General features: G+C 69.3%; 20 protein-coding genes and 1 riboswitch. Of the genes, 15 read left to right on the top strand and 5 right to left on the bottom strand.

Features of this window, described 5'->3' with window-relative positions; all coding sequences use genetic code 11:
• The first annotated feature begins 19 nt into the window (after positions 1-19).
• The 5 genes from KV106_RS37785 to KV106_RS37765 are packed head-to-tail and all read left to right on the top strand — an operon-like array spanning position 20 to position 3311.
• Positions 20-349, top strand: a complete 330-nt coding sequence (locus KV106_RS37785; protein ID WP_261217264.1) for a hypothetical protein — start codon at positions 20-22, stop codon at positions 347-349.
• On the top strand, positions 346-882 hold the full coding sequence (locus KV106_RS37780; RefSeq protein ID WP_261217261.1) for a DUF6036 family nucleotidyltransferase: 537 nt from the start codon (positions 346-348) through the stop codon (positions 880-882). The genes KV106_RS37785 and KV106_RS37780 overlap by 4 nt, the downstream gene beginning before the upstream one ends.
• Complete coding sequence (gmhB, locus tag KV106_RS37775; protein ID WP_172705816.1) at positions 879-1460, top strand: D-glycero-beta-D-manno-heptose 1,7-bisphosphate 7-phosphatase; 582 nt, start codon at positions 879-881, stop codon at positions 1458-1460. Before KV106_RS37780 ends, gmhB begins: the two co-directional genes overlap by 4 nt.
• Positions 1460-2251, top strand: coding sequence for a lysophospholipid acyltransferase family protein (locus tag KV106_RS37770; protein WP_057596586.1), 792 nt, complete (start codon positions 1460-1462; stop codon positions 2249-2251). Before gmhB ends, KV106_RS37770 begins: the two co-directional genes overlap by 1 nt.
• A 55-nt stretch (positions 2252-2306) precedes the next feature.
• Positions 2307-3311 (top strand): M48 family metallopeptidase, encoded by a 1005-nt coding sequence (locus KV106_RS37765; RefSeq protein ID WP_261217250.1) that lies wholly within the window; start codon positions 2307-2309, stop codon positions 3309-3311.
• Positions 3312-3903: 592 nt separating this feature from the next.
• Here the strand turns inward: KV106_RS37765 and KV106_RS37760 are convergent.
• The 4 genes from KV106_RS37760 to KV106_RS37745 form a co-directional block, all read right to left on the bottom strand.
• Positions 3904-4680: an SDR family oxidoreductase gene (locus tag KV106_RS37760; RefSeq protein WP_261217248.1), complete on the bottom strand. Its 777-nt coding sequence runs from the start codon at positions 4678-4680 to the stop codon at positions 3904-3906.
• Between the two features lie 95 nt (positions 4681-4775).
• Positions 4776-5708 (bottom strand): pseudouridine synthase, encoded by a 933-nt coding sequence (locus KV106_RS37755; RefSeq protein WP_261217246.1) that lies wholly within the window; start codon positions 5706-5708, stop codon positions 4776-4778.
• Positions 5705-7006: a leucine-rich repeat-containing protein kinase family protein gene (locus KV106_RS37750; protein ID WP_261217309.1), complete on the bottom strand. Its 1302-nt coding sequence runs from the start codon at positions 7004-7006 to the stop codon at positions 5705-5707. Before KV106_RS37750 ends, KV106_RS37755 begins: the two co-directional genes overlap by 4 nt.
• Positions 7007-7056: 50 nt before the next feature.
• Positions 7057-8118 (bottom strand): MBL fold metallo-hydrolase, encoded by a 1062-nt coding sequence (locus KV106_RS37745; RefSeq protein ID WP_261217245.1) that lies wholly within the window; start codon positions 8116-8118, stop codon positions 7057-7059.
• 126 nt (positions 8119-8244) lie between these two features.
• On the opposite strand from KV106_RS37745, the gene KV106_RS37740 reads away from it, so the two are divergent.
• The 8 genes from KV106_RS37740 (at position 8245) to iaaH (ending at position 17530) form a co-directional block, all read left to right on the top strand.
• Positions 8245-8685 carry a MerR family transcriptional regulator gene (locus KV106_RS37740; RefSeq protein WP_208510941.1) on the top strand — a complete coding sequence of 147 codons (441 nt, stop codon included), beginning with the start codon at positions 8245-8247 and terminating at the stop codon, positions 8683-8685.
• Between the two features lie 65 nt (positions 8686-8750).
• Entirely contained in the window at positions 8751-9473 is a 723-nt protein-coding gene (can, locus tag KV106_RS37735; protein ID WP_057596580.1) for a carbonate dehydratase, read from the top strand.
• Positions 9474-9495: 22 nt separating this feature from the next.
• Positions 9496-11316 carry a bifunctional isocitrate dehydrogenase kinase/phosphatase gene (gene aceK, locus KV106_RS37730; protein ID WP_261217234.1) on the top strand — a complete coding sequence of 607 codons (1821 nt, stop codon included), beginning with the start codon at positions 9496-9498 and terminating at the stop codon, positions 11314-11316.
• A 55-nt stretch (positions 11317-11371) separates the two neighbouring features.
• Entirely contained in the window at positions 11372-12556 is a 1185-nt protein-coding gene (locus KV106_RS37725; protein WP_057596578.1) for an acetyl-CoA C-acyltransferase, read from the top strand.
• Between the two features lie 86 nt (positions 12557-12642).
• Entirely contained in the window at positions 12643-13890 is a 1248-nt protein-coding gene (locus tag KV106_RS37720; protein ID WP_261217232.1) for a glutamate carboxypeptidase, read from the top strand.
• 31 nt (positions 13891-13921) lie between these two features.
• Positions 13922-15049 carry an acyl-CoA dehydrogenase family protein gene (locus tag KV106_RS37715; RefSeq protein ID WP_261217230.1) on the top strand — a complete coding sequence of 376 codons (1128 nt, stop codon included), beginning with the start codon at positions 13922-13924 and terminating at the stop codon, positions 15047-15049.
• Positions 15050-15062: 13 nt separating this feature from the next.
• Positions 15063-15896 (top strand): metallophosphoesterase, encoded by an 834-nt coding sequence (locus KV106_RS37710; protein ID WP_261217228.1) that lies wholly within the window; start codon positions 15063-15065, stop codon positions 15894-15896.
• Positions 15897-16075: 179 nt separating this feature from the next.
• Positions 16076-17530: an indoleacetamide hydrolase gene (iaaH, locus tag KV106_RS37705; RefSeq protein ID WP_261217308.1), complete on the top strand. Its 1455-nt coding sequence runs from the start codon at positions 16076-16078 to the stop codon at positions 17528-17530.
• A 1-nt stretch (position 17531) separates the two neighbouring features.
• On the opposite strand, the gene KV106_RS37700 is transcribed toward iaaH, so the two are convergent.
• Complete coding sequence (locus KV106_RS37700) at positions 17532-18275, bottom strand: helix-turn-helix transcriptional regulator (RefSeq protein ID WP_057596575.1); 744 nt, start codon at positions 18273-18275, stop codon at positions 17532-17534.
• 164 nt (positions 18276-18439) lie between these two features.
• Between KV106_RS37700 and KV106_RS37695 the strand changes: the two genes are divergently transcribed.
• The gene (locus KV106_RS37695) at positions 18440-18886 is read left to right on the top strand and encodes a YchJ family protein (protein WP_261217220.1); all 447 of its coding nucleotides are present in this window, start codon (positions 18440-18442) and stop codon (positions 18884-18886) included.
• Between the two features lie 52 nt (positions 18887-18938).
• Positions 18939-19044, top strand: a riboswitch (TPP riboswitch).
• A gap of 91 nt (positions 19045-19135) precedes the next feature.
• The gene (gene thiC, locus KV106_RS37690) at positions 19136-21016 is read left to right on the top strand and encodes a phosphomethylpyrimidine synthase ThiC (protein WP_261217217.1); all 1881 of its coding nucleotides are present in this window, start codon (positions 19136-19138) and stop codon (positions 21014-21016) included.
• Positions 21017-21127: the final 111 nt, after the last annotated feature.

The following is a 21127-nucleotide window of genomic DNA, read 5'->3' as shown; positions in this document are numbered from 1 at the left end:
CTCGATAATCCGATCGCGCATGAACCGCCAACAGCAACTGGATCAGTTCTCCCTCGCCCTGCACCAGCGGGCGGTGGCGGTGCTGCGCCAGGAGCCCGCATTGCGCGAGCAGGCCCGCCGCACCCTCGAACGGTGGCGCCAGCAGTCGGGCCCCACGCGCTCCGACGTGCTGTGGGACGAGTGGGAGCGTCTTCTCGCCGGCGATGCCGGCGTGCTCGAAGATGCCGCGCTCGTCGAGTCCGAGCATGGACAGCTCATGCGCAGCGTGTCGCCGCTCGGCGGCCTCGTCTCGCAGGTCGAACGAATGGCATTGCTCAAGCAGGCGCGCGAGCAGGCCGCGACCCCATGAAGCTCGAAGAACTGCAGCATGTATTGCGCGCTTCCGCGGCGATCTCGAAAGAAAGTTCTTTTGTGGTCGTCGGCAGTCAGGCCGTGTTGCTGCTGCTCGATCAACCGCCCGAGTCGCTGCTGGTATCGCGCGAAATCGATCTCTACCCCGCGCTGCATCCGGAGCGCGCCGATCTGATCGACCGTGCGATCGGTATGCACTCGAGCTTTCACGAGACCTTCGGTTATTTCGCCGATGGTGTCGGGCCCGAGACCGCCGTCATGCCCGGCGACTGGATGAGTCGTGCCAGCCTGCACTACGTCGGCGAGATCACGGCCATCTGTCCGGAACTGCACGACCTGGTCGTCTCCAAGTGCGTGGCCGGTCGCGAGAAGGACGCCGATTTCGTGCGCGAGCTGTTGAAGCAGGACCTGGTATCGCTCGATACGCTGGTGCAGCGCATCGGCATGCTGGACGCGGCGAAGTACCCGCTGCCGCATCTGGTCGCCTGGGTGAAGCGACGCAAGCTGGAGTCTGAAGGAACACCTCCATGAAACTCGTGATCCTCGACCGCAACGGCACGATCAACGTGCACCGCGAAGACTTCGTGAAGAGCGACACCGAGTGGACGCCGCTGCCCGGTGCGCTCGAGGCCGTGGCGCGGCTCAACCATGCGGGTTGGCACGTGGTGATCGCGTCGAACCAGTCGGGCCTGGGGCGCGGCCTGTTCGACATGGCCTCGCTCAATGCGATGCACGCCAAGATGCACAAGATGCTCGCGGCCGTGGGCGGGCGTGTCGATGCGGTGTTCTATTGCCCGCACAGCCCCGACGAGGACTGCGAATGCCGCAAGCCCAAGCCGGGCCTGTTCCAGCAGATCGGCGACCGCTTCGGCATCGACCTGGCCGGCGTGCCGACCGCGGGCGACAGCCTGCGCGACCTGCAGGCCGGCGCGGCCGCCGGCTGCGAACCGCACCTGCTGCTGACCGGCATGGGCGCGGCCTGCCGCGGCTTCGATCCGCTGCCTCCCGAATATCCGGCGGACACGAGGGTGCACGAAGACCTCGCCGCTTTCGTCGACTTCCTGCTCGCGCGCGAGGCGCGGGCCGAATCCATGCAGGTGGCTCTCTGATGGCGTTGCTCCGTTCCGTTCTCCACGCGCTGTGGATGTTCGTCACCGTCGTCCCCTGGGCGATCATCATGCTGGTGTGCTCGATCTGGATGCGCGGCATACCGCTCTATTGGATGGCGGCGCGCTGGCTCTCCTGGGCCGTCGGCAGCGGCGCGCGCGCGCTCCTGGGCATCCGGCTGCGCGTGAGCGGCATGGAGAACCTGCCGGCCGACAAGCTCGCGGGCGCGATCCTGCTGGTCAAGCACCAGTCCACGCTCGAGACCTTCCTGATGCCCACGCTGATGCCGCATCCGCTGGCCTACGTGTTCAAGAAGGAGCTGCTCTACGTGCCCTTCTTCGGCTGGGCCATGGGCCGGCTCGACATGATCCACATCGACCGCAGCCAGCGTGCCCAGGCCTTCAACAAGGTGGTGAGCCAGGGCCGCAAGCTGCTCGCGCAGGGCATCTGGATCATCATGTTCCCCGAGGGCACGCGCATCCCGCGCGGCCAGAAGGGTACCTACAAGAGCGGCGGCACGCGCCTGGCCTGCGAGACCGGCGTGCCCGTGATCCCGATCGCCGTGACCTCGGCCAAGGTCTGGCCGCGCAAGGCCTTCATCAAGCGCTCCGGCGTGGTCGACGTGTCGATCGGCGTGCCGATCTCGAGCGCGGGCCGCAAGCCCGACGAACTGATGCGCGAGGTCGAGGCCTGGATCGAGGCCGAGATGCACCGCCTCGATCCCGAGGCGTACCGCGATGCCGATGCCACCGGTGGCGTGGCCGGCGGTGCCGCGGTCGAGAAGGTGGGTTGAAGGCGTTCGCGCCTTCGACCGTCGTTTCTTTCTTGTCGATCACCGGACATCGAGCATGCGGGAGCTGATGCAGCTGGCGCTGGACCTGTTCGGCGATGGCGCCGTGGCCGCGCCGCCGCCCGCCGCGCCGCGCGGGCGCAAGAGCCCGGGCCCGGCACGGCCGCGCGCGCGCCAGCCCGGCAGCCTCGTGCCCGACGCGCTGCCCTTCGCGGTGCCGCCGGTGGTGGCCGTGCCCACCACCACGGTGCCGCTGGTCGAGGACCCGCGTCCGGCCGTGCCGCTGGCCGACACCCTGGCGCCCGCGAGCTTCGTGCATCCGCAGGCTTCGCGCGAGCTGATGCTGGGCGCGGCGCGCGTCGCCTACGAATTCAAGCGCGGCAAGCGCCGCACCATCGGCTTCGTCGTCGGCGCCGAAGGCCTGTCGGTGCGCGCGCCGCGCTGGGTCGCGCTGCGCGACGTCGACGCCGCGATCCGCGAGAAGGGCGACTGGATCCTGCGCAAGCTCGCCGAGACGCAGCAGCGCCACGCGCGCGTCGAGGCCACGCGCATCGACTGGAAGGACGGCGCGGGCTTTCCCTTCCTCGGCGAACCGGTGGTGGTGCGGCTCGATCCGAAGCATGGCTTCGAGGGCGTGGGCGGGGCGCTCGATGCGGGCGACGGCACGGGTCCGCGGCTGCTGCGACTGGCCGTGGCGCAGAACGCCGAGCCGTCGCAGATCCGCGATGCGGCGCAGGCCTGGCTGATGCGGCAGGCACGCAAGCTGTTCATCGAGCGGCTCGATCACTTCGCGCCGCTGCTGGGGGTGCGGTGGGCGAAGCTGTCGTTGTCGAATGCGGCGACGCGGTGGGGGAGTGCGAGTGCGGATGGGTCGATTCGGCTGAACTGGCGGTTGATCCACTTTCGGTTATCGGTGATCGACTATGTGGTGGCGCATGAGTTGGCGCATCTGCGGGTGATGGATCACTCGCATCGGTTCTGGGAGACCGTTGAAAGCGTGGTGCCGGATTACGATGTGTTGAGGCAGCAGTTGAAGGATGAGGCTGTGCCTCGGTGGGGATGAGTTTTTCTTGCTGAGGCTGTTGGCCGGGACTCGCCCCGGCGGGCGAGTCACTTTCTTTTGCTTCGCCAAAAGAAAGTAACCAAAGAAAAGGCGACCCACTGTCTGCGACCCTCCGCTTCGCTGCGGGCAACCTGCGGTGCTCGCGTTTCGCGGGGTCTCGCAGAACTCGCTTCGCTCAAACAGCTGCGAGCCCTGATCCGCGAAACGCTGCGCTCCTCGGCGCAGCCAGAGGGGGTGGGTCGGGCCATCGCGATGCTCGGCCCAGGTGGAAGAAGACCCAGGGCCTTTGCACCCTCACCGCCCCACACAAGGACGCGCCATGGCGCGTTGACCCTCATCCCCTCTGGCTGTGCCGAGGAGCGCAGGGGAAAGCGGGATCAGGGCCGCAGCTGTCTGAGCGGAACGAAGTGCAGCGAGTTCTGCGGACCCCCGCTTTCTCCGAGCACCGCAGGTTGCCCGCAGCGAAGCGGAGGGACACAGACAGCGGGGTCGCCTTCTCTTTGGTTACTTTCTCTTGGCGAGACAAGAGAAAGTGACTCGCCCGCCGGGGCGAGACCCGGCCAACAGCCTCAACAAAAACGCAGCAAGAAAATCAACGCGCGTGCGTCACACCCCCATCGACAACCAACGTAGACCCCATCACATAGTCCCCCGCATCAGAAGCCAGATAAATCGCCGCCCCCGCCATGTCCTCGGGCTTCCCGATCCGCCCCGCCGGAATCCGCCCCTTGATCTCATCCCCATGGTCCCGGGCATCCTTGTTCATGCTCGAGGCAAAGGCCCCCGGCGCGATCGCGCTCACCACGATCCCGTCCTGTGCCAGCCGCAGCGCCATGCGCCGCGTGAGTTGGATCAGCCCCGCCTTGCTCGCCGCGTACGAGTAGGTCTCCTGCGGATTCACCGAGATCCCGTCGATCGAAGCGATGTTGATCACCTTCGCCAGGTGATCGCCACCCGCGGCCGCCTTCTTCAGCAACGGCGTCAACGCCTGCGTCAGGAAGAACGGCGTCTTGAGGTTCAGGTCGACCACCTTGTCCCACCCGCTCTCCGGAAACTCCGCATAGGGCGCCCCCCAGGCGGCACCGGCGTTGTTGACCAGGATGTCCAGCGACGACTCATGCTTCGCGAACGCATCGACCAGCGCCTGCGCCCCTTCGAGCGTCGACACGTCGGCCGGCAGCGACACGCAATGCCCGAAGGCCGACAGTTCCTGGGCGGTCTGGTCGCAGGCCTCGGCCTTGCGCGCCGAGATGTAGACCCGTGCGCCCTGCGCCAGGTAGCCCTCGGCGATCATGCGGCCGATGCCGCGCGAGCCGCCGGTGATGAGGGCGGTGCGGCCCTGGAGCGAGAAGAGTCGGGTGGTGTCCATGTGCGGCGTCTCCTGGTGTGCGTGGGGCCGCCCGATGGAGGAAAGACAAGGGCAGCCGGAGGCCGCAGCTTAGTGCCGGCGTCGCGCCGCGGGCGTCACCTTGGCGCCAGCAGCAGGCGCAGCTGGCTGTCGAAGCGGCGCGGTTCGCCGGTCAGGGGATCGGTGAAGGCGATGGAGCGCGCCAGCAGTTGCAGCGGCCGCTCGAAGTCGTCGGTGTCGACCGGCGTCAGCACCGGATAGAAGGGGTCGTTCACGATCGGCATGCCCAGCGCCAGGCAATGCACGCGCAACTGGTGCCGCCGGCCCGTGACCGGCGAGAGCGCGAGGTGCGCGAGCCCGTCGAACGCCTTCAGCACCGCGATGCCGGTCTCGGAATTCGGCTCGCCGGGCGCTTCCTTCACCTGCATGAAGTGCGCGTCGTCGACCAGCCGGCTGCGGTAGACCGGCGGCAGCGCGGCCGCGGCGGCCTCGCCGCCGGGCAGCGGCACGATCGCCTCGTAGTCCTTGTGCACCGTGCGCTGCGCGAACATGGTTTGGTAGGCGCCGCGTGTCTCGGGCCGCACGGAGAACAGCACCAGGCCCGCGGTGCTGCGGTCGATGCGGTGCAGCGGCGACAGCGCCTCGATGCCGAGCTTGCGCTTGAGCCGCACCAGCAGGCTGTGGTGCAGGTACTTGCCGGTGGGCGTGACCGGCACGAAGTGCGGCTTGTCGACCACCAGCAGGTGCTCGTCGCGGTACAGCACCTGCTCCTCGAACGGAATCGCCGGCTCGGTGTCGAGCGCGCGGTAGTAGAAGACGCGCAGCGGCGCCTGGTAGCGGCGCTCGGGCGTGACGGGCACGCCGTGCTCGTCGACCACCTCGCCGTCGCGGATGCGCTGCATCCAGGCCTCGGGTGCGATCGCGGTGAAGCGCGCGATCAGGAAGTCGGCAATAGTCGGCCAGTGGTCCTCGGTCGGCAGGCCGACGCAGCTCGCGCTCACGCCGTCGCGCATCGGCAGCGGCGGATGGGCGAGGCGGCCGCGGCTCATGCGAGAGTCTCTTCGAGCAGCGCGGCGATCTCCGCGGCCGAAGGGCGCGAGGCCACCTCGGGCTGCAGGCAGCGATCGCGCAGCGCCGTCATCGCAGGAGGCGGTTCATCGCAGCGCGCGGCCAGTTCCTCGAGCAGGCAGCCGAAGGCGCGCACCTCCAGTTGCCGCGCGCGCGCCGCGTCGCCGGCGGGCAGCGCATCGGCGAGCCAGGCGGCGCCGAAGTCGCCCAGGCGCGCGCCGTCTTCGGGATGCCAGAGGATGTTGTGCGCATAGAGGTCGCCATGCACCAGGCCGCGCGCATGCATGTGCCGCATCGCCGCGGCGATGTCGCGCGCGATGCGCAGCGCGGTGCCTGCGGACCAGCGGGCGTCGTCGGCATAGACGTCGCGCGTGCACGAGGCCAGGCTCGGCGGCCCCGCGAGCGTGCGGAACGACGCCGGTACGCGCGCCATCACCAGGCCCTGCGTGCCCTCGGGATGGCCGTCGATGCGGCCCTGCGCGCCGATCAGGGTGGCGTGCGCGCCGGCCGCGATGCTGGCCGCGAGCTCGCTGCGCGGCCAGCCGTCGCTGGTGACGGCCCCCTTGAAGAGCTTGACCGCGACCGGCTCCCGCTCGTTCAGCAGCGCCTCGTGGATCACGCCCGAGGCGCCTTCGCCGAGCCGTGTGCCCAGTTGCAGCTCGTGCCAGTCGATGCGCGGCACCGCGGGCGCGATCGCCGCGGCCTCCTCGTCGCGCGCATCGAAGGCATTGCCCGCGGCGGCCAGCCACGACAGCCGCGGCATCGACCACAGCCAGCCGGGCGGCGCCGCGAAGCGGTTGGCGGAGATGCGCAGCAGCTCGAGCCGCGTGCAGCCGGCCAGCGTCTCGGGCAGGCTGCTCAGGCGGTTGCCCGCGAGCATCAGCTTCTGCATGCGCGTGCAGTCGCCCAGCGTGTCGGGCAGGCGCTCGATCGCGTTGTCGGTCAGGATCAGCCAGCGCAGCGAGGGCGCGAGCGACGCGGCCGGCACCTCGGCGATGCGGTTGGCCTTGAAGCCGACGATGTCGAGGTTCGCGCAGTCGCCGATCGATTCGGGCAAGCGCGTGAAGCGGTTGTCGGAGCAGAACAGCACGCGCAGCCGGTGCAGCCGGCCCAGGTCGTCGGGCAGGCGGTCGAGCGCATTGCCCGTGAGGTTCAGCACCTCGAGCGTGTCGGCCAGATCGAAAATTTCGCGCGGAAATTCCTCGAGGCCGCAGCTCAGGTCGAGCCGCGTGGCGCCCGTCAGCCGGCCCGCGCGCAGATCGGCCAGCGTGTGCGACATGTTCATGCCCGCGAGTCTATGCGCGGCCGTGCGCCGCGCTGTGCCGGAACTCAGGCCAGCGCGCCGAAGCGGTAGATGCCGTCCGCGCCGAGTTCGCGCTTCACCTGCCCCGAGAACCAGAGCAGGTGCAGGTGCGCCACGGTCTCGCCCATCGCGAAGGTCATCTGGTGCAGGTCGAGTTCGCGCTTGAACAGGATCGGCAGTCCCTCGAAGGCCGTGATCGGCCGCGCCAGCGCGACCTCGAGCAGCTCGGCCAGGCGGTCGCGGTGGTGCTCCTGCAGCTGCTCGACGCGGCGGTGGATGCCGGTGAAGGGCTTGCCGTGCGCGGGCAGGCCGAGGGTGTCGGCGGGCAGCGACTTGAAGCGCGCGATGCTGTCGAGGAACAGGCGCAGCGAATTCGCCTCGGGCTCGCCCGCGTACACGCTCACGTTGGTCGAGATGCGCGGCAGCATCATGTCGCCGCCCAGCAGCAGCTTGAGATCGTCGCAGTACAGCGCGATGTGCTCGGGGGCATGGCCGTAGCCGCTGATGCAGCGCCAGGCATGGCCGCCGATGTCGATGCTCTCGCCGTCGAGCATGCGCACGAAGCTCTCGGGCACCGAGGGCACCATGTTGGCGTAGTAGTTGGTGCGGCCGCGGATCTTGTCGAGCGCCTCGGGGTTGGCCAGGCCGTGCGCGCTGAAGAAGCGCGCGGCATGCTCGCCGCCGGCGAGCGTGTCGCCGCTGCTGCAGAGCACGCGCGCCACGTGGTAGTCGGTGGAGCTGATCCACAGCGGCACGTTCCAGCGCTTGCACAGCCAGTCGGCCAGGCCGATGTGATCGGGATGCATGTGGGTGACGATCACGCGCACGATCGGCAGGCCCTGCAGCTGGGTCTCGAAGATCTGCTCCCACTGGGCCCGCGCCTCGTCGCGCGAGATGCAGCAGTCGACCACGGTCCAGCCCTCGACGCCGCGGTAGTTGTCGCGCAGCAGCCAGAGGTTGATGTGGTCGAGCGCGAACGGCAGCCGCATCCGGATCCAGCGCACGCCGGGCGCCACTTCGAGGGCCTCGCCGGGGGCGGGCAGGGTGTCGCCGAGGGGGTAGTGGAGTTCGCGTTCGAGCAGATTCATGTAGGATTGACGTTTACGTAAACGTCATGGGTTGAGGGCACCATTGTAGAGAGCGCGGCGCAAATGTGCTGTCGCCCCCGCAACGCCCCCTTCCCGGCGCCTCCCGTGTTCCCTGAACAAGCCCTCATGCCAGCGCAAACCTTCACCATCAGCCAGCTCGCGAAGGAATTCGACCTGACGACGCGGGCGATCCGCTTCTACGAGGACATGGGGCTGCTCACGCCCGAGCGCGCGGGCCTGCAGCGCATCTACAGCGCGCGCGACCGGGCCCGGCTCACGCTCACGCTGCGCGCCAAGCGCCTGGGCCTGAGCCTGACCGAGGCCAAGGACATCCTCGACATGTACGACAGCCCGCGCGACACGGTGCCGCAGCTCGAGCGCTTCCTCAGCATCCTGGGCGCCCACCGCGCGCAGCTCGAGGGCCAGCTCGCCGAGCTGCAGGCCAATATCGCGGAAGTGCGTGCTCACGAAAAGAAGGGCCAGACGGCGCTGGCGCGCGCGCAGAAGGCCGAAACCGCCGGCAAGCCCAAGGCCAGGCCACCGCGACCGGCCCGAACCACCGCCTGAGAGAGAGCCCCCGGCGCCGGGCGCCGCCGCACCGAATCCCCCTCCACCTCACCGACAATCCCCGCATGTCCGAATCCCTCGACGACCTCTTCGCCCACAACCGCGCCTGGTCCGCGCAGATGGAACGTGACCGGCCTGGTTTCTTCTCCAGCCTGGTCAAGCAGCAGACGCCGCGCTACATGTGGATCGGCTGCTCCGACAGCCGCGTGCCCGCCAACCAGATCACCGGCCTCGAGCCCGGCGAGGTGTTCGTGCACCGCAACGTGGCCAACATCGTGGTGCACTCCGACCTCAACGCGCTGTCGGCGATCCAGTTCGCGGTCGAGCACCTGAAGGTCGAGCACATCATGGTGGTGGGCCACTACGGCTGCGCGGGCGTGAAGGCCGCGCTCAACGGCACCCGCATCGGCCTGGCCGACAACTGGATCCGCCACATCCAGGACGTGCGCGACCGCCACCACGTGATGCTCGACGGCTTCGCGGAAGAAGTGCGCGCCGACGCGCTGTGCGAACTCAACGTCGCCGAGCAGGTGGTCAACGTGGCCGTCAGCACGGTGATGGTCGACGCCTGGAGCCGCGGCCAGAAGGTCACGATCCACGGCTGGACCTTCGGCGTGCACGACGGCCTGCTGCAGGACCTGGGCATGAGCGTGGAAGGCGACAAGTCGCTCGAATCGCTCTACAAGGCCGCGGTGCAGCGCGTGCGCCACAAGTACAGCCGCCCCGGCGAGCTGGTGACCCGGCTCACCGGCAAGCCCGCCGCGGCGCCGACGCCCGCCGCCGGCTGAAGGCGCGCCTTCTCCCCGGTCCATGTTCCCGCAGCGCCTCGACTCCCCGCTGGCCTACGACATCGCGAAGGCGATGATGGACGGCTTCAACCGCCATTACAGGCTGTTCCGGGCCGAGTCGTCGCGCGCCAAGCACCGCTTCGAGACCGCCGACTGGCACGGCCAGCAGCGCGCGCAGCGCGAGCGCATCGAGTTCTACGACCTGCGCGTGAGCGAGGCGGTGGCGCGGCTCGAGAAGGAGTTCAAGGCCGGCGAGCAGCCGATGGACGTCTGGCACCAGGTCAAGCTGCACTACATCGGCCTGCTGGTCGACCACCACCAGCCCGAGCTGGCCGAGAGCTTCTTCAACTCGGTCACCACCAAGATCCTGCACCGCGCGTACTTCCAGAACGACTTCATCTTCGTGCGCCCGGCGATCAGCACCGAGTACATCGAGCCGCGCGGCATGCCCACCTACCGCGCCTACTACCCGGCGCACGCCACGCTGGCCGACCACATCGAGCAGATGCTCGACGACTTCGCGCTGCTCGGCAGCTGGGCCCACAAGCGGCGCGATGCCGAGCGCGTGGCGGACGCGATGCAGGCGCGCTTCCACCAGGTCAAGCTGCGCGCCAACTTCCAGCTGCAGGTGCTCTCGGGGCTGTTCTACCGCAACAAGGGCGCCTACGTGGTCGGCAAGATCATGAACGGTTTCGTCGAGCTGGCGTTCGCGCTGCCGATCCTGCACGACGGCCAGGGGCGCTTCCACGTCGACGCGGTGCTGTTCGGCGAGGACGACCTGCAGATGCTGTTCAGCTTCGCGCGCGCCTACTTCATGGTCGACATGGAGGTGCCCTCGGCCTGCGTGCAGTTCCTGCGCTCGCTGATGCCGCGCAAGCCGCGCGCCGAGATCTACAACGCGCTGGGCCTGGCCAAGCAGGGCAAGACGCTGTTCTACCGCGACTTCCTCTCGCACCTCAACTACTCGAGCGACCGCTTCCGCATCGCGCCCGGCATCAAGGGCATGGTGATGCTGGTGTTCGACCTGCCCTCGTTCCCGTTCGTGTTCAAGGTCATCAAGGATTTCTATCCGCCGCCGAAGGACACCACGCGCGAGCAGATCAAGGGCAAGTACATGCTCGTGAAGCAGCACGACCGCGTGGGCCGCATGGCCGACACGCTCGAGTACAGCGACGTGGGTTTTCCGCTCGACCGCTTCGAGCCCGCGCTGATCGAGGAGATCCGCAAGTTCGCGCCCAGCCAGCTCGAGATCGGCGACCGCGACGGCAACGGGGAGATGGAGCTGGTGCTCAAGCATGTCTACATCGAGCGCCGCATGATCCCGTTGAACATCTACCTGCAGGAGGCTTTCGACATGCTCGCGCATCCCGAGAGCCCGGCGCAGGCCAGGCGCGCCAGGGAGCAGCTCGAGCAGGCGGTGATCGAATACGGCAATGCGATCAAGGACATGGTGGCCGCCAACATCTTCCCGGGCGACATGCTGTGGAAGAACTTCGGCGTCACGCGCGGCGGCAAGGTCGTGTTCTACGACTACGACGAGATCGAATACATCACCGACTGCCAGTTCCGCAAGGTGCCCGCGCCGCGCAACGAGGAAGAGGAGATGAGCGGCGAGGTCTGGTATTCGGTCGGCCCGAAGGACGTGTTCCCCGAGACCTTCGAGCCCTTCCTGCTGGGCAACAAGGACGTGCGCGAAGCCTTCATGGCGCACCACGCCGACCTGCTCGACGCTGCTTTCTGGCAACACCACAAGGAACGCATCCAGGCCGGCCAGATGCTGGACGTGTTCCCGTACGAAGAGTCGCAACGCTTCCGCGACGAGGAGCAGGCGGCGCATTCCTGACGGGCCTTCGCATCCGCGGACCCGCATTCTTTTTCCAGCATCAAGGAGCACTCACATGTCCGAATCCATCGTCATCGTCGGCGCCGCCCGCACCCCCATGGGCAGCTTCCAGGGCGACTTCTCCTCCCTCGCGGCGCACGACCTCGGCGGCGCCGCGATCAAGGCCGCCGTCGAGCGTGCCGGCATCGCGCCCGACAGCGTGGGCGAGGTGCTGTTCGGCAACTGCCTGATGGCGGGCCAGGGCCAGGCGCCCGCGCGCCAGGCGGCCTACAAGGGCGGCCTGCCTGACAGCGCCGGCGCGGTCACGCTCAGCAAGATGTGCGGCTCGGCCATGAAGGCCGCGATGCTCGCGCACGACCTGCTGCTGGCCGGCACGCACGACGTGATGGTGGCGGGCGGCATGGAGAGCATGACCAACGCGCCCTACCTGATGCTCAAGGGCCGCGGCGGCTACCGCATGGGCCACGACCGCATCTTCGACCACATGATGCTCGACGGCCTCGAGGACGCCTACCAGCCGGGCCGCTCGATGGGCACCTTCGGCGAGGACTGCGCGGCCAAGTACAAGTTCACGCGCGAGCAGCAGGACGCCTTCGCCATCGCCAGCGTCGAGCGCGCCAAGAAGGCCACCGACACCGGCCTGTTCAAGGACGAGATCGTGCCGGTCACGGTCAAGGGCCGCGGCGGCGACACGCTGATCGCCATCGACGAAGGCCCGGGCAAGGTCAAGCTCGACAAGATCCCGACGCTCAAGCCGGCGTTCAAGAAGGAGAACGGCACCATCACCGCCGCCTCGAGCTCGTCGATCAACGACGGCGCCGCCGCGCTGGTCATGATGACCGAGTCGCATGCGAAGAAGATCGGCGCGAAGCCGATCGCGCGCATCGTCGGGCATGCCACGCACGCGCAGCAGCCCGAGTGGTTCTCGACCGCGCCGGTGGGCGCCGTGGCCAAGCTGTTCAAGAAGACCGGCTGGGCCGTCAAGGACGTGGACCTGTGGGAAGTCAACGAGGCCTTCGCGGTGGTGCCGATGGCGCTGATGCACGAGCTCGACGTGTCGCACGACCGCGTCAACATCCACGGCGGCGCCTGCGCGCTGGGCCATCCGATCGGCGCCAGCGGCGCGCGCATCATGGTCACGCTGATCCACGCGCTCAAGGCGCAGGGCAGGAAGCGCGGCGTGGCCACGCTGTGCATCGGCGGCGGCGAAGGCACCGCCGTGGCGCTCGAGCTGCTGTAAAAAGCACGGCGCCGCGTCCACCGGCCTGCATGGCCGGCGGACTTTCATTGTTTCAGAGAACGAATCGCAGAAAAGCAGGAGGTCCCATGCGTCCCTTTCATTCACGCAACGTCATCGCCGCCATGCTCGCGGGCGCCCTGCTCGCGCCGGCCGCCTGGGCGCAGAAGCGCGACAACGTGCTGTTCCAGGCCGCCACCGACGAGCAGCCCGCCGTCATCAAGACGCTCGAGAAGCTGGTCAACATCGAGACCGGCACCGGCGACGCCGAGGGCATCGCCGCGGCGGGCAACTTCCTCGAGGCCGAACTGAAGAACCTGGGCTTCACCGTCACGCGCAGCAAGTCGGCCGGCCTGGTGGTGGGCGACAACATCGTCGGTAAGCTCAAGGGCCGCGGCGGCAAGAACCTGCTGCTGATGTCGCACATGGACACCGTCTACCTCAAGGGCACGCTCGCCAAGGCGCCGTTCCGCATCGAGGGCGACAAGGCCTACGGCCCCGGCATCGCCGACGACAAGGGCGGCAATGCCGTGATCCTGCACACGCTCAAGCTGCTCAAGGACTACGGCGTGCGCGACTACGGCACCATCACCGTGCTGTTCAACACCGACGAGGAGAAGGGCTCCTTCGGCTCGCGCGACCTGATCCAGGAAGAGGCCAAGCTGGCCGACTACGTGCTCTCGTTCGAGCCCACCGGCGCCGGCGACGAGAAGCTCTCGCTCGGCACCTCGGGCATCGCCTACGTGCAGGTCAACATCACGGGCAAGGCCTCGCACGCGGGCGCCGCGCCCGACCTCGGCGTGAACGCGCTGGTCGAGGCCTCCGACCTGGTGCTGCGCACCATGAGCATCGACGACAAGTCGAAGAACCTGCGCTTCAACTGGACCATCGCCAAGGCCGGCAACGTCTCGAACATCATCCCGGCCAGCGCCACGCTCAACGCCGACGTGCGCTATGCGCGCAACGAGGACTTCGATGCCGCGATGAAGACGCTCGAGGAGCGCGCGCAGCAGAAGAAGCTGCCCGATGCCGACGTGAAGGTGATCGTCACGCGCGGCCGCCCGGCCTTCAATGCCGGCGAGGGCGGCAGGAAGCTGGTCGACAAGGCGGTGGGCTACTACAAGGAAGCCGGCGGCACGCTGGGCGTGGAAGAACGCACCGGCGGCGGCACCGACGCGGCCTACGCGGCGCTGTCGGGCAAGCCCGTGATCGAGAGCCTGGGCCTGCCGGGCTTCGGCTACCACAGCGACAAGGCCGAGTACGTGGACATCAGCGCGATCCCGCGCCGCCTGTACATGGCCGCCCGCCTGATCATGGACCTGGGTTCCGGCAAGTAACGACGACGAGAACGACACGAGGAGACACGCCATGCTGCTGAGCACCGACCAGGAAGCCATCCGCGACGCCGTGCGCGACTTCGCGCAGGCCGAACTCTGGCCCCACGCGCCGAAGTGGGACCGCGAACACAGCTTCCCGAAGGAAGTGCACCAGGGCCTCGCGGCGCTCGGTGCCTACGGCATCTGCGTGCCCGAGGAGCACGGCGGCGCCGGCCTCGACTACCTCACGCTCGCGCTGGTGCTCGAGGAGATCGCGGCCGGCGACGGCGGCACCAGCACCGCGATCAGCGTGACCAACTGCCCCGTCAACGCGATCCTGATGCGCTACGGCAATGCGCGGCAGAAGAAGCAGTGGCTCGAGCCGCTCGCGCAGGGGCGGATGCTCGGCGCCTTCTGCCTGACCGAGCCGCAGGCCGGCAGCGATGCCTCGAGCCTGCGCACCACCGCGCGCAAGGACGCCGACGGCTATGTGATCGACGGCGTGAAGCAGTTCATCACCAGCGGCAAGAACGGCCAGGTGGCGATCGTGATCGCGGTCACCGACAAGGCCGCGGGCAAGCGCGGCATGAGCGCCTTCATCGTACCGACCGACGCGCCGGGCTACCAGGTGGCGCGGCTCGAGGACAAGCTCGGCCAGCACAGCAGCGACACCGCGCAGATCAACTTCGACGGCTGCCGCATCCCGGCGGAGAACCTGATCGGCGCCGAGGGCGAGGGCTACAAGATCGCGCTCGGCGCGCTCGAGGGCGGCCGCATCGGCATCGCGGCGCAGAGCGTGGGCATGGCGCGCAGCGCCTTCGACGTGGCCGTGGCCTATGCCAAGGAGCGCCAGGCCTTCGGCGGGTCCATCTTCGACCAGCAGGCCGTGGGCTTCCGGCTCGCCGACTGCGCCACGCAGCTCGAGGCCGCGCGCCAGCTGATCTGGCATGCCGCGAGCCTGCGCGATGCCGGCCGCCCCTGCCTCAAAGAGGCCGCGATGGCCAAGCTGTTCGCGAGCGAGATGGCCGAGCGCGTGTGCAGCGCCGCGATCCAGACCCTGGGCGGCTACGGCTACGTGAACGACTTCCCGCTCGAGCGCATCTACCGCGACGTGCGCGTGTGCCAGATCTACGAAGGCACCTCGGACATCCAGAAGCTGCTGATCCAGCGGGCGCTGTGAGCCGGCCGCGCTGATGCGCCGCCCCGGATGGCGCGCCTTCGCGGCGCTCGCGCTGGCCGCGCTCGGCCTCTGGAGCGTCGCGATCGAGCCGCGCTGGGTCGCGGCGCGCACCGAGACGCTGGACAGCGCCGCCTGGGGCGCGCAGCCGCGGCTGCGCATCGCGGTCGCGAGCGACTGGCACCTGACCGAACGCAGCCTCTGGCGCGTGACCGACGTGGAGCGCGCGCGCCGCATCGTCGACGCCATCAATGCCGCGCAGCCCGACCTGGTGCTGCTGCCCGGCGACTTCCTGGCCGGCCACGGCGGCGACGAGCCGCTGCCGATCGAGACCATGGCCGAGGTGCTCGGGCGGCTGAAGGCGCCGCTGGGCGTGTACGCGGTGCTCGGCAACCACGACTGGTGGCACGACGGCGCGCGCATCACGCACGCACTGTCGGCGCAGGGCATCGTGATGCTCGAGAACGATGCCGTGTCGCTGCCCGGGCGCGAGCTCTGGGTGGTGGGCATCGGCGACCACTCCACCGGTCATTCGCGGCCCGATCGCGCCTTGTCGCGCGTGCCGGCCGGCGCTCCCACGCTGGTGCTGATGCACGACCCCGCGAGCCTGGCCGGGATGCCGCGCCTCGCCGCGCCCGCGCCGGTGCTCACCGTGGCCGGCCACACCCATGGCGGCCAGGTCTGGGTGCCGGGCTATGGCGCGCCGATCGTGCCCGGCGCGGCGCCGCGCACCTGGGCCTATGGCTGGATCGAGAACCACGGCCGGCGCATGTACGTGACCAGCGGCCTGGGCGTGAGCATCCTGCCGGTGCGCCTCAACATGCGGCCCGAGTGGGTGCTGTTCGAGTAGGAACCACCGATCGCGCACCCGCGCCTTGTCATCGGTTTCGACGACAGACAGCCGCCGCGCGGCGGCGCACGATGGCGGCCTTCCGTTCGTTCATCGAGGCCGCCGCCATGACCCGTTCTTCTTCCGCCCCCTTGCGCCGCCCGGCGCGTCTTGCAGCGTGTGCGCTCGCCGTGCTCGCCATGGGTGCCCAGGCCCAGCAGCCGGCCGCGCCCGACATCGCCACCCTGACCGCCAGCGACGCGGTGCGCGAGCTCTGCGCCGGCCGGCTGACCAGCGAGCAGCTGGTCACGGCCTACGTCGCGCAGGCCAGGGCGAAGGCCAATCTCAACGCCTTCATCACGCTCGACGAACAGGGCGCGCTCGCGGCTGCGCGCGCCGCCGATGCCGCGCGCAAGCCGGGCGCGGCCTGCAAGCCGCTCGATGGCCTGCCGGTGGCGATCAAGGACAACATCCAGGTGCGCGGCCTGCCCGCCAGCGCCGGCACGCCCGCGCTCAAGGGCTTCGTGCCGGCAGCCGACGCGCCGGTGGTCGCGAAGCTGCGCGCGGCCGGCGCCATCGTGTTGGGCAAGACCCACATGCACGAGCTGGCCTTCGGCGTCACCGGCTACAACCCGGCCTTCCCCTCGGGCCCCGAGGTCGGCGTGCGCAATGCCTACGACCCGCGCCGCATCGCGGGCGGCTCCTCCTCGGGCAATGGCGCGGCGCTGGGCGCGCGCATGGTGTCGGCCGCGCTGGGCACCGACACCGGCGGCTCGGTGCGCATTCCCTGTGCCTTCAACGGCTGCGCGTCGCTTCGGCCCTCGATGGGGCGCTATCCGCAGCAGGGCATCGCGCCGATCTCGCACACGCGCGACACCGCCGGCCCGATGGCGCTGTCGGTGGCCGACCTGGTGCTGCTCGACCGCGCGATCGCGGGCGGCGCGGCGGTGCGTCCCGCCAACCTGAAGCGCGTGCGGCTCGGCGTGGTGCCGGCCTTCTTCGCGAACCTCGATGCCGACACCCGCGCCGCCACCGATGCCGCGCTCGCGAAGCTGCGCGCGGCCGGCGTCACGCTGGTCGAGCTCGAGATGCCGAAGCTCGGCGAGCTCAACGGCGCGGTGGGCTTCCCGGTCGCGCTCTACGAGGCGAACGACGACATGGCGGCCTACCTCGCGAAGTACGACACCGGCATCGACCTGAAGCAGCTCGCCGCGGGCATCGCCAGCCCCGACGTCAAGGGCACCTTCGACGGCCTGGTGCTGCCGCGCAAGCTGCCGGCCGCGAACGGCACGGTCGACGCCAGGCCGGCCTACGACAACGCGATGCGCGTGGCGCGCCCGGCGCTGCAGAAGCTCTACCGCGACACCTTCACGAAGCACCGGCTCGACGCGCTGGTGTTCCCGACCGTGCCGCAGGTGGCGCTGCTGGCCGCGCCCGAGGCCAGCAGCCCCGAGAACTTCAGCGCGCTGATCCAGAACACCGACCCCGGCAGCAACGCGGGCATTCCGGGCCTGCAGCTGCCCTCGGCGCTGGGCGCGACCAGCGGTTTGCCGATCGGGCTCGAGCTCGACGGCCCCGCGGGCAGCGACCGCCGCCTGCTGGCGCTGGGCCTGGCGATCGAGCCCTTGCTGGGGCGGCTGCCGGCGGCGAAGTGATTCAGTCGCGCGGCAGCACGCCCGCGAGCGCCGAACGGCGCTCGATGCCGAGCTTGTCGAAGATGCGCCGCAGGTAGGTGCGCACCGTGGGCACGCCCACCGCCATGCGGCGCGCGATGTCCTTGTCGGTGAGGCCCTCGCGCACGGCGCGCGCCACCTGCTGCTCGCGCGCGCTGAGGCTGGCCCAGGGCGAGGCGGCCGCGCTTCCCGCGCCGCCCGTGCGCTGCTGCGCGCGCCGCAGCGCGCCCGCGAACGCGGGCTCGATCAGGTCGAGCATCAGCGTCTCGCGCGCGCCAAAATCGCCGCGCTCCTTGCGGCGCCAGATGCGCAGGTCGCCGAGCGCGCGCTCGCCGTCGAAGGCATGAAGGTTCAGGCCCCAATGCAGCCCGTCGCGCGCGAGGAAGTCGTTGAAGAAGGGCGTGCGCATCAGTTCGCGCTGCGGCATCACCTCGGTCACGCGCGTGGCGCGGCGGCGCGACTGCAGCACGAAGGTGATGGGGTCGTGGTGCTGGTGCCACTGCGCATAGGTGTCGAGGTTGGCCGGCGCCATGTTGATCGCCACGCGCGAGCCGAAGCCGCCGCGCTCGGCGTCCCAGACGAAGGAGGCGAACTGGTCGGCCCGCAGCAGGCCGAGCAGCGCATGGCCGAGGCGCTCGCGAATCTCGCGCTCGCCGCCCTCGTCGTCGCGCGCGAGCAGCGTGAACACGCCGCGCAGGGCCTGCTGTTCGGAAGCGCTCAGGTACATGGCCGTTGTTCCTCGATGGTGTGCGTTGTCTTCCCGTGGTCAACCCCGGTCTCCGGGGCGCCACGTTAGCGGGTAGCAAGCGGCACGCCAAGGGTGGATGCCCGCGGCCCCAGGGCTTGCCCTCTGGAGGGCCCGGCCCGCGCGGTGTTCCAATAGGGGCCTCCATGCCCAGCGTTCCCGATCCCTCCACCGCACCCTGCCCCTGCGGCCGCACCGACCGCCGCGACAAGCCCATCGCCTACGCGATGTGCTGCGGCCGCTACCTCGACGACTTCGAGCACACCCCCGCCCCCGATGCCGAATCGCTGATGCGTTCGCGCTATACGGCCTTCGTGCGCGAGCGTGCCGAGTACCTGCTCGGCACCTGGCACGCGAGCACGCGGCCGGCCTCGCTCGACTTCGAGCCCGGCGTGCGCTGGCTCGGGCTCGACGTGCGCGGCCGCTCGATGAGCGATGCCGACCATGCCGAGGTCGAGTTCGTCGCGCGCCAGCGCGGCGCCTCGGGCACGGCCTCGCGGCTGCACGAGCGCAGCCGCTTCGTGCGCGAGTCCGACGCCGCGGGCCTGTCGCGCTGGTATTACGTCGACGGCGACCTGCAAGCCCGGGCCTGATACCCCGCATTGACGCGGGCGGTTGACGGCGAACGCCGGCGCTCGCACAATCGGCCCCGCTCCGGGGTGCACGCATGTGGCGTGCTGAGATGGCAAAGCTGCCGACCCGCGAACTTGATCCGGGTCATACCGGCGTAAGAAGAGCTGCACTCCCTGGCTTCGGTCCGTCGTCCCTCCCCACCCGGGATGGCGCCCACAGCCCACCGAGCGATTGCGGAGCACCCTTTCCATCCACAAGGAGTGCCCCGCATGAATGCCCCCGACAAGTTCACCTCCCTGCTCTCGCTCACGCGCGAGCCCTTCCCCGCGTCGCACAAGTGCGTCATCCCCGGCAGCCGGCCCGACCTGTTCGTGCCGGTGCGCGACGTGAAGCTCACCAACGGCGAGACCGTGTCGCTCTACGACACCTCGGGTCCCTACACCGACCCGAAGGTCGAGATCGACGTGCGCCGCGGCCTGCCCGACGTGCGCGGTGCCTGGATCGCCGAGCGCGGCGACACCGAGAGCTACGAGGGGCGCGTGCACCATGCGCTCGACGACGGCGCCAAGAACGAGGACCGCGATGCCCAGCGCCTGGCTGAGCTGCGCGCCGGCGCCTCGGCGCTGCAGCGCACGCCGCGCCGCGCGAAGTCGGGCGCCAACGTCACGCAGATGCACTACGCGCGCCGCGGCATCGTCACGCCCGAGATGGAGTACGTGGCGCTGCGCGAGAACGGCAAGCGCGAGTGGATGGCCGAGTACCTCGCCAACGAGGAGCGCGCCAGGCGCGTGGCCGGCAACCCGATGGGCGCGAGCATCCCGCGCATCATCACGCCCGAGTTCGTGCGCGACGAGGTGGCGCGCGGCCGCGCGATCATTCCCGCCAACATCAACCACCCCGAGGTGGAGCCGATGGCGATCGGGCGCAACTTCAAGGTGAAGATCAACGCCAACATCGGCAACTCGGCCGTCACCTCGAGCATCGAGGAGGAAGTGGAGAAGCTGGTGTGGGCGATCCGCTGGGGCGCCGACAACGTGATGGACCTGTCGACCGGCAAGAACATCCACACCACGCGCGACTGGATCGTGCGCAACAGCCCGGTGCCCATCGGCACCGTGCCGATCTACCAGGCGCTCGAGAAGGTGGGCGGCGTGGCCGAGGACCTGACCTGGGAGATCTACCGCGACACGCTGATCGAGCAGGCCGAGCAGGGCGTCGACTACTTCACCATCCACGCCGGGCTGCGGCTGCCGTTCATCCACCTGACGGCCGACCGCATGACCGGCATCGTCTCGCGCGGCGGCTCGATCATGGCGAAGTGGTGCATCGCGCACCACAAGGAGAGCTTCCTCTACACGCACTTCGAGGACATCTGCGACATCATGAAGGCCTACGACGTGAGCTTCTCGCTCGGCGACGGCCTGCGCCCCGGCAGCGGCGCCGATGCCAACGACGAGGCGCAGTTCGCCGAGCTGCGCACCCTCGGCGAGCTCACGCAGATCGCCTGGAAGCACGACGTGCAGACCATGATCGAAGGCCCGGGCCATGTGCCGATGCACATGATCCAGTCGAACATGGACGAGCAGCTCAAGCACTGCCACGAGGCGCCGTTCTACACGCTGGGCCCGCTGACGATCGACATCGCGCCGGGCTACGACCACATCGCGAGCGCGATCGGCGCGGCGATGATCGGCTGGGCCGGCACGGCGATGCTGTGCTACGTGACGCCGAAGGAGCACCTGGGGCTGCCCGACCGCGACGACGTGAAGCAGGGGATCATTGCCTACAAGATCGCGGCGCATGCGGCGGACGTGGCGAAGGGACACCCGGGAGCGCGCTCGCGCGACGATGCGCTGAGCAAGGCGCGCTTCGAGTTCCGCTGGCAGGACCAGTTCAACCTGGGGCTCGACCCGGATACGGCGCGCGAATTCCACGACGAGACGCTGCCGAAGGATTCGAGCAAGGTGGCGCACTTCTGTTCGATGTGCGGGCCGAAGTTCTGCTCGATGAAGATCACGCAGGAGGTGCGTGAGTACGCCGCGGCCAAGGGGGTGGCGGAGGCACTGGCTGTGGAGAAGGGGATGGAGGAGAAGTCGAAGGAGTTCGTGGCGGGTGGGGGGGAGATGTACATCCCTATTCGGGCTGTTTGACTTCTTTGAGGTTGTCGGCCGGGTCTCGCCCCGGCGGGCGAGTCACTTTCTTTTGTCTCGTGTATGGACCGGGCACATGGTGGACAGGTGTGCGAGGACATGGTGGACACC

The organism is Variovorax endophyticus, from assembly GCF_025376855.1.
In the GTDB taxonomy this organism is placed as follows: domain Bacteria; phylum Pseudomonadota; class Gammaproteobacteria; order Burkholderiales; family Burkholderiaceae_C; genus Variovorax.
The sequence above is the reverse complement of the archived record's forward strand: the minus strand, read 5'-3'. Positions and strand labels throughout refer to the sequence as shown.